At 66.4% G+C, this 11,820-nt stretch carries 9 protein-coding genes; all 9 read right to left on the bottom strand.

The genetic code is table 11. The annotated features are described in order from the left end of the window. Nucleotides 1-49: 49 nt before the first annotated feature. Complete coding sequence (locus GYH34_RS00275; protein ID WP_161911853.1) at nt 50-1,045, bottom strand: hypothetical protein; 996 nt, start codon at nt 1,043-1,045, stop codon at nt 50-52. Between the two features lie 132 nt (nt 1,046-1,177). Then, nucleotides 1,178-2,236, bottom strand: coding sequence for a lipocalin-like domain-containing protein (locus GYH34_RS00270; protein WP_161911852.1), 1,059 nt, complete (start codon nt 2,234-2,236; stop codon nt 1,178-1,180). Then, a complete protein-coding gene (locus tag GYH34_RS00265; protein WP_161911851.1) occupies nt 2,226-4,688 on the bottom strand; it encodes an ABC transporter permease in 2,463 nt (820 codons plus the stop codon). The genes GYH34_RS00270 and GYH34_RS00265 overlap by 11 nt, the downstream gene beginning before the upstream one ends. Beyond that, a complete protein-coding gene (locus tag GYH34_RS00260; protein ID WP_174242430.1) occupies nt 4,685-5,380 on the bottom strand; it encodes an ABC transporter ATP-binding protein in 696 nt (231 codons plus the stop codon). Before GYH34_RS00260 ends, GYH34_RS00265 begins: the two co-directional genes overlap by 4 nt. 17 nt (nt 5,381-5,397) lie before the next feature. Continuing rightward, nucleotides 5,398-6,306, bottom strand: a complete 909-nt coding sequence (locus tag GYH34_RS00255) for a TonB family protein (RefSeq protein ID WP_244635210.1) — start codon at nt 6,304-6,306, stop codon at nt 5,398-5,400. A gap of 542 nt (nt 6,307-6,848) precedes the next feature. Next, complete coding sequence (locus GYH34_RS00250; protein ID WP_244635209.1) at nt 6,849-9,143, bottom strand: TonB-dependent receptor; 2,295 nt, start codon at nt 9,141-9,143, stop codon at nt 6,849-6,851. A gap of 75 nt (nt 9,144-9,218) precedes the next feature. Continuing rightward, the gene (locus tag GYH34_RS00245; RefSeq protein WP_161911849.1) at nt 9,219-9,626 is read right to left on the bottom strand and encodes a hypothetical protein; all 408 of its coding nucleotides are present in this window, start codon (nt 9,624-9,626) and stop codon (nt 9,219-9,221) included. A 59-nt stretch (nt 9,627-9,685) separates the two neighbouring features. After that, nucleotides 9,686-10,495, bottom strand: coding sequence for a class I SAM-dependent methyltransferase (locus GYH34_RS00240; RefSeq protein ID WP_161911848.1), 810 nt, complete (start codon nt 10,493-10,495; stop codon nt 9,686-9,688). Nucleotides 10,496-10,516: 21 nt separating this feature from the next. Further along, the gene (purD, locus tag GYH34_RS00235; protein ID WP_161911847.1) at nt 10,517-11,791 is read right to left on the bottom strand and encodes a phosphoribosylamine--glycine ligase; all 1,275 of its coding nucleotides are present in this window, start codon (nt 11,789-11,791) and stop codon (nt 10,517-10,519) included. Nucleotides 11,792-11,820: the final 29 nt, after the last annotated feature.

The following is an 11,820-nucleotide window of genomic DNA, read 5'->3' as shown; positions in this document are numbered from 1 at the left end:
GTGCTCGCGGAGAATGGCCTGCCATTGGCGCGTCATTGCGGATAAGGCGTCATGCGCGCAGCGGCAGATGCGACATTCGCAAGAAGGCGGAGACGAGCTTCACCATCAATCCGACGAAGCCGGAGCCGCCGTAGAAGCCGGTCTTGTTGAGCTGAACATAGACATAGGCGGGGCGGTCGGAGCGATTGGTCAATTCGCAAACCAGGAAGCCTTCGCGCGCGCGCATCGATTCGAATAAAATGCCTGTCGCCTCGACGAACTCGCGCAAGCGCGTCCGCACGGGCTTTGGGGCGACGGCGATCGGCGTTTCCTCGTCGCTCGCTTCGGCATCGTCGGGGTGGCGCAGGCTCGTCGGGCGCAGCTTGGAGTCGATATTTTCCGTGGCGGCGATGACATTGCCAAGCGCGAAATCGCGGCTCTCGCCGGGCGCGAGTCGCTCACACCACACCATGGTGCGGCCGGAAAGGCAGAGAATCGCCTGCCGTTCCGCGTCGTCCGTCTCTTCCGCGCGATAGACATAGGGCGCGCGCGCCCAGCTCATCGTGGCGGCGTCGCATGGCGTCGAGCGTATCGCCACCTCGGCCGAGGAGCAGAGATAGGCGGGTTGCAGAAACTTCAGCGGAGGCGCGCCGTCGCGCGCGAGCTCGGAGAGATCGATCTTCTCGACGACATTGCCGTCGCCGGCGGACAGGAGAATCTGCCGCTGCTCGGCGAGCGTGGTGACGCGGTTGAGCCGCACGTCGCCGCCGCCGCAGAAGATCTGCAAAAAGGCGCTGCCCTCATTGGCGAAGAAGGAGCGCGGCGGAATCTCGTGCGGGCTCTGGCGCGGTATCGTCTTGACGCCCGGCCAGCGGCAGACGGAGCGATTGGGACGATCGAAGAAGGCCGTGTTCGGCCCCAGCGTGACGACGAGGCCTTCCTGTCCTTCCAGCAAGCGAAAATCGCTCTCGCCTTCGACGAGGACGGGACGATCGCGACTGAAGAACGGATTGCGCGCGATGGTGCGCAGGCCGAGATCGAGGAAAAATGTCGGCGATAGATACATGCGTGAAATCCCCTCGGCGGAGCGCCGCCGGAACGGGTCCAGCGCGAGCGATGCGTCAGAAGAAAGCGTCCCAGTATGGATAGAGCCGATGACATTCGGATCAAGCTTTGGCGGCGAAACGAGGCCGAACCGTCAGTAGCCCGTCATCTCGAGATAGCCGACGCCGCTCTGCGCGCCGGAAAAGGTGATCGGCCCTTCGAAATATCCGACGCCGACGCTCATGAAGCTCTGCGAATTGAGGGGCTTCGTCTCGATGTCGAGATGCAGGCTCGCCACGCGCAGGCGCCAGCGCAGCGGCAGCAGGCGGCCGGCGACGAGGCCCTGCTCCAAAGGCTCGAGGAAAATATCGTCACGCATGAGCGCGCGCGTCGCGCCATCGGCCGTGATGAAGCTTCCCGAGATAAAGGGAAGCGTCTTGTCGCTGCGCAGACGAAAGAGCATCAGCTCGCCGCCGCCGTCGAGATGCAGCGAGAACCAGTCCCAGCCTTTCTGATCTGCCGCCAGCGGCCGGCTGCTCCATTCGTGATCCATCCAGGCGCGACCCTTCACCTTGCGCTCGGCGCCGTCTATCGCGAGCGCGCCTTCGACGGTGAAGAAGGGCTGGCTGTAATAATATGAAGCCTGCCCGCTCTCCGATTTGCGGCTGAAGCCCGCTTCGCCATGCAGAGCGAGAGGCCTGTCCGCGGTGAGCGCGAGCGTGTAGCGAAAGCGCGGCGCGACTGCGGAGACTGCGCCGCCGGAGAGATTGGCTTCCTTCGCGGAAAAGGACCAATTGTCGATAAACGCGCGGAATGGCGCCGCTTCGATGCCCGCCTGTCCGACGCCGCCGCGCGCGCGCGTCTCGGCGAAGAGATGAAGCGCGTCCGTCGTCACGGCGGCGTGCGCGACAAAGGCTTGCGGACTGTCCCAGCCTTCGCCGTCATGCGGCGCGCGCGCGTGACGGAACAAGGTCCATTGCGCGCCATAGGCTTTGCCGGTCTCGTCCGTCAGATTGGCGGTGAGATACCACCATTCGATACGAAACTCGGGATGCGCGCCATGATCGCGCGGAAAGGCGAGCGCATGGCCCGGCTGCGGCTCGGCGAAGCCCTGCGCGTCGTCGCCGAGACCGGCGAATCCGGCGGCGCGCGCCGGCGCGGCGGAAAGAAGCGCCAGCGCGAGGAGAAGGGCGCGCAGCGTTTCAGCGTTCATTGGCGAAGACCGCGAGCAGCGACGCCGGCGCGATGCGCGCGAGACGGCGAATGGGCAAGAGCGCGGCCAGCGCGGCGGTGAGCAGCGCCAGCGCGACGACCTCGAGCCATTGCGATGGAAAAATGTGAAAGGGCAGGCGCCAGCCGAAGGCGCGCACATTGACGATGGCGACGAGATCATAAGCGAGAGCGAGGCCGAGCGGCACGGAGACGAGCGCCGTCGCCGCCGCGAACAGCGTGACGCGCACGAGCTCCAGCGCAGCGAGGCTGCGGCGTGACACGCCCGCCGCCCACAGCGGCGCGAGCTGCGGGACGCGCGCCGCGGCGAGCGTGGTGAGGCTGGCGAAGAGCGCAATCGCGGAGACGACGAGCGTCAGCGCGTCGAGCGCGGCGGTGACGGCGAATGTGCGCTCGAATATGTCGGTCGAGCGCTGCTTCAGCGCCGCCTGATCGATGATGCGCGCGACGCCCGCGCCGAATTCCGCTTGCAGCGCGAGCATGATCTCCGGCGCAGTCTCGAAGCGCGCGCGCAGCATATAGTCGAGCCGGCGCGCGTCCGGCCAGCGCGACGAGAGCGCGTCGTGATCGACGCGGAGCTGGCCTTTGGCGGCGCCGTAATCGGGATAGATTCCGACGATCTCGACGCGCCAATCGCCGGTCGGCGTCGGTATCTCCAAGGTCGAGCCGAGCGCGAGGCGAAGGCGCCGCGCGAGCTGCTCGCTGATGAGCGCGGAATCGCCGCGCGCGACGCTGCGCCACGCGTCGGCGCGCGCTTCGAGCAGCGGAAAATGCGCGCTGAAGGTCTCGTGCGGCGGCGCGCCGACGATCTCGACCGGCCAGAAGTGAAGAGTCGTCTTCGCCTTGCACAGCGGCAGGACGGCGGCGACATCCTTACGGGCGGCGAGCCATGTCTCGATACGGCGCGCATGCGCGTCGCTCGCGGCCTCGAAATAGATTTCCGCGACGAGGCGCTGGTCGAGCCATTGCACGAATGTGCGACGGAATCCCTCCACCATGGAGCCGACGCCGATATTGGTGGAGAGCGCGAGCAGTAGCGCCATCAGCGCCAGCGAGATGCCGGGGAGCTGCTGCAGCGCATCGGCGAAGAACCATTTTGCGAGCGGTCCCTGCGCCCGTCTTTCGCCGAGCCGCAGCATTGCGGCGAGCGGCAGCGGCAATGCGAGCGCGGCGCCCAGCAGCAGCCCGGCCATTGAGGCGAAGCCGGCCTCCATCCCCTCGCCGAAGAGCAGCGCGGCGGCGGCGCCCATGAGCGCGACAATGGCGAGCGCGGCCTGGCGGTAGAGCCAATGTCGCTGCGCCTCGCGCCAGGCGAAAGGTTGCGCGATGGCGAGCACCGGCAGGCGCAGAGTCTTGACCAGCCCGCTCGCCGCGGCGATCGCGGCGCCGATCAGCGCCATGCCGACGCCGGAGAGCCACCGGGAGGGCGCGAGGCCGAGCGCGCCGTCGAGCTCCGCGCCATAGAGTCCTTCGAGGCTGGCGGCCATGTTGGGCAGCAGCGCCGCGGCGATGAGATAGCCGCCGGCCATTCCCGCAGCGCCGGCGAGCAGGGCGAGCAGCGTCAGCTCCGCGACCAGCGCCAATGTGAGCGCGCGCAAGGAGGCGCCGATGGCGCGCAGCGTGCGGATGATCGGCAGGCGCTGCTCGAAGGCGAGGCCAAAAGACGCATGCGCGATGAACAGGCCCACCACATAGGCCAAAAGGCCGAAGGCGGTGAGATTGAGATGAAAGCTCTCGGTGAGCTTGGCGAGCTCCGGCGCCTCATCCGCCTCTATGCGGCGCAGCGTTTCGCCGATGACGGACTCGAGCGTGGGCGCGCCCGCCGTGGGCTCCTCGGCGAGCAGCAGGCGCGACAGCCGCCCCGGCCGATGCAGCAGGTTTTGCGCGACGCCGATGTCCACGACGATCATCCCCGGCGCGAGATCTTCGGCGATGGCGAGCGGCGGCAGCCGATCGGCTTCACTGATGGTCGGCGTCGCGCCGTCGACGAGGCCGAGCGCGCGCAATGTCTGCGGCGCGATCAGCGCGCGGCCGGGCGGGCCGAGGAAATCATTCAAATCCTCGCCCGTCGGCATTTTGTCGCTGGAGATTTTCGGCAGCGTCAGCGGCTCGACGCCCAGCAGGCGAATGGATTTGTCGCCGAGGCGGATCGTCCCCTCGAGAATCGGCGAGACCTTCCAGCCCGCGCGCCGCAGCGCGATGAAGGCGTCCTGCGCGAAAGTTCCGCCGCTCGCCGCGACGAGGCTCGGCGCGCCGCCGAGGCCGAGCGCGCCGGCCGCGCGATCATAGCTGCGGCGCGCTTGATCGTTCAGCGCCGCGACGCCGCTCCACAGCGCCGTCGCCACGGCGAGTCCGACGAACAGCGCGGCGAATTGGCCGGGGCGTCGCCGCCAATGGCTGGCGAGCGTCGCCAGCGCATAGAAGAATTGCCTCACGGCGCCAGCCTTCCGCCTGCGAGCGTGGCGCGGCGATCGAGCCGCGCAGCGAGCCGCGCGCTATGCGTGACCATCAGCACCGCCGCGCCCGCCGTGGCGGAGAGCTCGAGCAGAAGATCGAGCACCGCGTCGCCTGTGGCTTCATCCAGATTGCCGGTCGGCTCGTCGGCGAGCAAGAGGCGAGGACGCGGCGCCAGCGCGCGGCCGACCGCGACGCGCTGCTGCTGACCGCCCGACAATTGCTCGGGATAGCGATCGAGCAGAGCGGAGAGCCCGAGACGCTCGGCGAGCGCGTCGCGCCAATCGCGATCGTAGCGCCCGGCGAGCCGCGCCTGCAGAGAGAGATTATCGCCGACCGTGAGGCTCGGCACGAGATTGAACTGCTGAAACACGACGCCGAGAATCTCGCGGCGCAGCGCCGCGCGGCCTTCGTCGTCGAGCTTCGTCACTTCGGCGTCATCGACGTGAATGGCGCCGCCATCGGCATGGTCGAGACCGGCGACGAGATGCAGCAGCGTGCTCTTGCCGCTGCCCGACTCGCCCATCAGCGCGAGGCTCTCGCCGGCGCCGAGCGTAAGATCGACGCCGCGCAGCACGGGCAGAGGACCCTGCGGTCCGAGATAGGATTTGGAAAGCCCCGTCACGCGCAGCAGCGCGCTCTCTACTGCCGCATCACGCGCGGGCGCCGACATCACGCTCAAAAACGCCCTCATTTCGGATCGAAGTGAAATTGAATGCCGCGCGGATGGCCATAGGGCGGCGCTGGGAAAGGCGCGGCGCGTCGCACGGCGGCGAGAGCGGCGTTGTCGAGCTCGGCGAAGCCGCTCGAGCGATAGACCGCCTGATGGGTGAGATGCCCGCCCTCGTCGATGAAGAACACGACGACGCCGTGATTGGGCGTCGTCTTGTTGCGCAGGGACGGCGGCACATTCATATGACGCATGATGAGGCCGAAGAGCACGGAGAGATAGGTGGTCTTCGCCGTGCCGCCGCTGACCGGCGCCGGCTTGGAGGAGCCGGAGAGCTTGAAGTCCGGCAGCGGCTCCAGCGAAGCGAGCTGATCGGCGATGGATTTCGGCTTGGGCTCCGGCGAGGCCTTGATCTCGACCTCGCCCTGCTTGTCGTCGATCCGCGCTTCCTTTTGCGGCTCCGCCTGCTCGACGATCTCGGCGTCGGCCTTGTCCTCCTCCGCCTTGGGGGCGGCCGGCGCTAGCTCGGCCTCGGCCGCCTGCTGCTTTTGCGGATCGGCGGATTTTTCCTGCGCGGGCTTGGCGGCGTGCTGCTCGTTCGGCGGCTCGCGGCGGGCGGATTTGGTCTCCTGATCCGGCGCGTCGCGATCGGCCTTCTCCTGATTCGGCGCGCGCGGCGCGTCGAAGGCCGGCTTCTCGTCGTCGACGAGCTTTTGCGGCGGCGGCGGCTTTTGCTTCTGCTTCTCCTCCGGCTTCGGCTCCTCCTTCTCGGGCTCCGGCGGCGGCGGTTCCTGCGGCGGCGGAGGTTGCGGCGCCTCGGCGACGACCTCCAGCGGAATTTCCTGCTCTGTGGTCGGGCTCTCGCTCGACAGCAGCAATTGCTCGAGCAGAAAGGCCGCCAGGACGAGAATATGTATGAGCGCGGACAAGATAATGGGCGCGAGCCGGCGCTTCGCAGGCGCCTCGCTCGCGGGCGGCGTTGTCAGACGTTCGGCCGGGTCCGCTCTCAAGCTCATGTCAGAAGCGACATTCGAACGCCGCATTGCGGAAAAACGACGGCGAGAGCTTCGCTTTTGCGCCTGAAAGGCGCGATTTTGCGAGGAAGGACGCGCCGCCCGCCTCCGTTCCGCGAGAATCTCCGGCGACGCCGGGCGCGACGATGAAAAAGCTGCGCGTCATCGAGCCGACGATCCAGAAGAGACGAGAGAGCAATCACACGAAACCGGCCGCAGGTTCAACCCCCCGTTCGAGCCGGCTCCGCCGCTCGAAGGGGGTGTTCGTTGCGCCGCAGCGAGAATAGCCGGCGCCGCGGCGCGCGTCATCTCGGGAGTATTTCCGAAGCTGGGGGGAAGACGGGGGCTGTCGCGGAGCGTGAGCGCAGCTCTGAGACGGGCGTGAGCGTCTGCTCGCGCCGAGCGGTCCGGGAAGCGGGGGAGGGCGCGGCCGCCCCTCCCCCGCCCCCGGCCTCGCCTCAGAATTTGAACTTCACGCCGCCCTGTATCGCGCGCGGCTGGCCCGCATAGATGGAGCCGGTCGAATTTTGCGCGAGCACGAAGCCGGGATTTTGAAATCCCGAAGTGAGCGAGTTGGAGATCACCGTCGCCGATGCGACATAGGTCCGGTCGAACACATTGCGCACCTCGACAAAGGCGGAGATGTTCTTCAGAAAGCCGATCGACACGTCGCGATCATAATGCAGGTTGAGATTGACGAGGCCATAGCCCGGTATGGTGAGCTGATTGCCATTGTCGATGAAATAGGAGCTCTTCAGCACATATTCCAAATAGGCGCCGACGCCTTTGAAGTCGCCTTGCGGAATATCATAGCCGATGCGCGTCGTCAGCTCATGCGGAGCGACGCCGGGGATTTTATAGCCGGCGCGGTTGAAGTAGGAGCTCGGCCCGCGCTGCTCGGTGAAGCTCGTGAAGATCTGATTATTGTAGGAGTAATTGGCGAGCAGCCGCCATCCGTCGAAAGGCCGCCAGTCGAGCAGGAATTCCGCGCCGCGATGGGCCGAGCCCGGCGCATTATAGGTGTAGTTCTTGAGGCCATTGCCCGGCGACTGCGTCAGCATCTCGTTCTGATACCATTCGTAGAAGCCGTTGAGCGTGACTTTCAGAGTCTCTGTCGGCGTCCAGTCGAAGCCGGCGTCGAAGCCCGAGTTGCGCTGCGATTTGAGGCCGGTGTTATTACCGTCGAGCCCCTGCTGATTGACGAAGAGGAAGCCATATTGCGGCGTTCCATAGCCGCTCGAGGCGCGCGCGTAGAATTTCCACTCGCGATCGGGCCGCCATGTCACCGAGGCTTCCGGCGCGAAATTCCAATAGGTGCGATTGGCCGGCACGGCGGTCAGCGCGCCGGAGGGATAGGAGACCGACGAGGACAGCGCTGCGACCTTGCTCATCTCGCTCGCGAGCGCGATCACGCCGGTCACATCCGGCGCGAGCTCCAGCTCCTCGCGGAAGCGCACGCCGAGATTGGAATGCATGACCTCCTGCTTATTGGTGAGCAGCGGCCCGAGATCGCCATTGCCCCAGCCGAGCAGATTTTGCGAATAGGTGGTGAAGCGCGCGCGATTGTACCAGACGCCGAAATTGCTGGTCAGCTGCTGGCCCTGCAGCGCGCCGTGATGGGTGAGGTCGGACGATATGTTGATCGAGGGCGCGTCGCCATAAGTGACCGGCGTGTCGATCGGCTGATAGAAATCCTTGTCGTCATAGATGAATTGCGTGCGCAGCACCGTCTGCGCGTCTATGTCGTGCTCCCAGCGCAGGCCCAGCATGTCGCGCCGGTCGTTGCGATGCCAGCCCGATTGCAGCGCGGAGACTTGCGCGGTCGCGCCATTTGTTCCGTTGAGGAAGACGGCCGTCTGTCCGCAGAGGCTGCGGCTGATCGCGGTGGCGGGCGTCGGCAACCCGTAACAGCCGCGCTGATAGGGATTGAAATAGAATTGGTTGAGCGACATGCGCGCCGGCACATTGCCGTAGAGCTGATTATGGACCCATTTGAAGGTGAAGCGATCGGTCGGCGTCGCCTCGTAGCTCGCCTTCAGATTCACCGTCTGCGTGTTGAAATCTGTGTGGGTCGTGGAGCCCTCGCCGCGTGCGTCGCTGGCGAAGACGGCGATGTCGAAATCACCGTATTTCTTGCCGATGGCGGTGTAATTGGTGAGATAGCCGAAGCTGCCGGCCTCGTGGCCGGTCTCCACGCCGTCGATCTCCGCGCCGGTGCGGGTGCGGAAGTTGATGGCGCCGCCATTGGCCCAATTGCCGAACAGCGCGGAGGAGGGGCCGCGATAGACGTCGACGCCGGCATAGGCGTGCGGATCGGTGGAATCGGTGCGCGAGAAACCGTCCGGCTGCGTCATGGTGAAGCCGTCCTCGAGCAGCACGATATTGCGCATGGCGCCGCCGACGCGCGCGCCGGAGCCGCGGATGGAGAGCGTCATGTCGCGCGGGCCATTGCCCTGCTTGAAGGAGACGCCGGGGCTGTATTGGACGAGATCGCCGATGGTGACGAGCGGCGAGGTCTTGAAATCCTCGCTCTTGACGGTGGTGAAGGTCTGGCCGGTCGGATCGCGATAGACGGGCAGCGCTTTTTTCTCGGGAGAAAATCCCGGGGCGGTGGCTTTTTGTCCCGCGTCGCGCGGGGCGCCTTCGCCGGCGACGTCGATGGAGGGCAACGCCTCTTGCGCCATGGCGGAGGAAAGAGACGCGATGAGGAGCGCGCCGGCCGAAACGCCGCGCGAGAGAATGCTTCTGGTCATGACGAATTGTCTCCTGGCGCGGCGATGAGCGCGCGCGGGTCTACAGGGTGTAGCGGTGAAGCCGCATCGGACCGTTCAGGAAAGGAAAGGCGGCGCGCGCGAGAGCCAGGGCGTCGTCGGCTGAGCGACGCCAGCGCGATGAGACGTGTTCGAGCGCGCAGCGAAAGAGGGCGCGTCGAGCGCAGGGAATGGCGCAAAGCCGAGCAGAATGGCGATGAAGACCGTCGCGTCGCGCCGCGCCGTCAGATGCAGGCAGCAGCAGCTCGCATCGGTCGGGTCATGGCCTTTGCCCGACGCATGTCGCGAGAGCGTGCAGAACTCCTGCGTCGCGGCGGTGAGCGAGGCTTGGTCGCTATGCGCCGCGCGTTGGGCGACGCCCGGTGCGGCGCTCATCGCCAGTCCGAGCAGCACGGCCAATAGCGCCGCGATGCGCCCGAAATTCGGGAGCCGCCATTCGCTGAATCGCCGCTTTTGCTTCATCATTGCGGCATAATCGGCAGTCGCTCACGGCTGTCAAGCCTTTGCTGGCGCGCGGCCGCCGGTCAGGCGAAGGTCACGCGCGTGATCGCGGGCATGCGCTCGCGGAAAAATGGGAGGCGCAATAGCCCTCCGAACAGCAGCGCGCGCCATCCGCGATAGAATCGATAGTCGAAATGATCCACCGTCTCGATCGCCGCCCAGCTTCGCAATGTGGGCGCGATCTCGCTGCGGTCGACGCCCCAGGGCATGGGCGGAATGGTGAAATTCGGCGTGAGCTTGCGGCCCTTCAGCGTCTCTCTCGAGAGCCAGCGCGGCACATGGTCGAACAAGAGGGTCGCTTTCGGAAAGCGCTGCGCCATGTCGCGCAGCAGCGATGCGGTTTCCTCCGGCGGAAGATACATGAACAGCCCTTGCGCCGTGATGAAGACGGGGCGTCCTTGCGGAACCTCGTCGAACCAGCGGCGGTCGAGCGCGCTCAGCGCCACATGGCGATGGCGCTCGTCGGGTTTTATGAAGCGCTCGCGTATGGCGATCGATTCCGGCAGATCGACGGTGATCCACAGCGCCTCGCCCGCATCGGCCACGCGGAATCTGTGGGTCTCCAATCCTTCGCCGAGATTGACGATCACGCCGTCTGGATGCGCCGCCAAAAAGGCGCGCAGCGCATTGTCGAAGACGACGGCGCGATTGGCGTGCGAGGGCTGCGCCTTGCCGAAGCTCGCCTCATAATCATAGTCGAGCGCGCGATAGATTTCGACGAGCTGCGGATCATGCAGCAATCCGTTTGGCCGCAACGCCTCGCCGGCGCGATTGTGCAGCGTCCACAACATTGTTTCCGGCACGCCGGTGAGATTGGGCGCGATCTTGTCCATGCGGCCTCCTCGTCTTGCGCTTCATGTTTCGCGCTCGATTGCGCGCCAGCCTATGTCGCGGCGACAAAATCCTTCGGGCCAGTCTATGGCGTCGACGCCGCGATAGGCGAGCGCTTGCGCCGCCTGCGCCGTGTCGCCGAGCGCGGTGACATTGAGCACGCGTCCGCCGGCGGCCACGAGCGCGTCGCCCTCGCGCCGCGTGCCCGCATGGGTGACGATGACGCCGTCGATCTCGCCGGCGCGCGCGAGGCCTTTTATCGCCGAGCCCGTCAGTGGCGTTCCCGGATAGCCTTTCGCCGCCAGCACCACGGTGAGCGCGGTCTGTCGCGAGAAGCGCAGCGGCTTCTCCGGCAGCGCGCCTATGGCGGCGGCGCGCATCAGCTCCAGCAGATCGTCCTCGAGGCGCGGCAGCATCACTTGCGTCTCTGGATCGCCGAAGCGCACATTGAACTCGATGAGCTTCGGCCCATCCTTGGTCAGCATCAGCCCGACGAAGAGAACGCCCTGAAACGGCGCGCCCATCTCGCGCATCGCGCGCAGAGTCGGCGCGACGATCTCGCGCATCACGCGCGCCTCGATCTGTGGCGTGAAGGCGGGCGCCGGCGAATAGGCGCCCATTCCGCCCGTGTTCGGCCCCGTGTCGCCCTCGCCGACGCGCTTGTGATCCTGCGCCGATGTGAAAGGGAGCGCTCGCTCGCCGTCGCAGATCACGAAGAAGGAGGCCTCCTCGCCCTCGAGCTTCTCCTCTATGACGACTTCCGCGCCCGATTTGCCGAAGGCGCCGGAAAACATGGCCGTGACCGCCTCCTCGGCTTCTTCGAGAGTCTCGGCGACGACGACGCCTTTGCCGGCGGCGAGGCCGTCGGCCTTCACCACGATCGGCGCGCCCTTCGCGCGCAGATAGGCGAGCGCTTTCGCCTCATCGTCGAAGCGCTGATAATCGGCGGTGGGAATGGCGTTGGCGCGGCAGAGATCCTTGACGAATCCCTTCGAGCCTTCGAGCTGCGCCGCGGCCTTGGACGGGCCGAAGACCGCGACTCCCTTTGCGCGCAAGAAATCGGCGAGCCCTTCGACGAGCGGCTGCTCCGGCCCGACGACGACGAGCTCTATGCTTTTTTGCGCGCAGAAGGCCGCGACGGCGGCGTGATCCGAAACATCGAGAGGCGCGAGCTCCGCTATCTCTGCGACGCCCGGATTGCCGGGCGCGGCGTAGAGCCGAGCGAGAAGCGCGCTTTTCGAGAACGCCCGGGCGATCGCATGCTCGCGGCCGCCGGAGCCGATGAGGAGAACATTCATCCTGTGGTCCGGGACAATTTGAGGTCGGC

The sequence above is a fragment of the Methylosinus sp. C49 genome, assembly GCF_009936375.1.
In the GTDB taxonomy this organism is placed as follows: Bacteria; Pseudomonadota; Alphaproteobacteria; order Rhizobiales; family Beijerinckiaceae; genus Methylosinus.
Note: the sequence above shows the minus strand (reverse complement) of the source record. Positions and strands in the feature narration are given on the sequence as shown.

Bases quoted from the DNA above. Each gene is read 5' to 3' on its own strand.
- GYH34_RS00275 (WP_161911853.1), bottom strand. From the start codon at position 1,045: ATGTATCTATCGCCGACATTTTTCCTCGATCTCGGCCTGCGCACCATC.
- GYH34_RS00270 (WP_161911852.1), bottom strand. From the start codon at position 2,236: ATGAACGCTGAAACGCTGCGCGCCCTTCTCCTCGCGCTGGCGCTTCTT.
- GYH34_RS00260 (WP_174242430.1), bottom strand. From the start codon at position 5,380: ATGTCGGCGCCCGCGCGTGATGCGGCAGTAGAGAGCGCGCTGCTGCGC.
- GYH34_RS00250 (WP_244635209.1), bottom strand. From the start codon at position 9,143: ATGACCAGAAGCATTCTCTCGCGCGGCGTTTCGGCCGGCGCGCTCCTC.
- GYH34_RS00245 (WP_161911849.1), bottom strand. From the start codon at position 9,626: ATGATGAAGCAAAAGCGGCGATTCAGCGAATGGCGGCTCCCGAATTTC.
- GYH34_RS00240 (WP_161911848.1), bottom strand. From the start codon at position 10,495: ATGGACAAGATCGCGCCCAATCTCACCGGCGTGCCGGAAACAATGTTG.
- purD (WP_161911847.1), bottom strand. From the start codon at position 11,791: ATGAATGTTCTCCTCATCGGCTCCGGCGGCCGCGAGCATGCGATCGCC.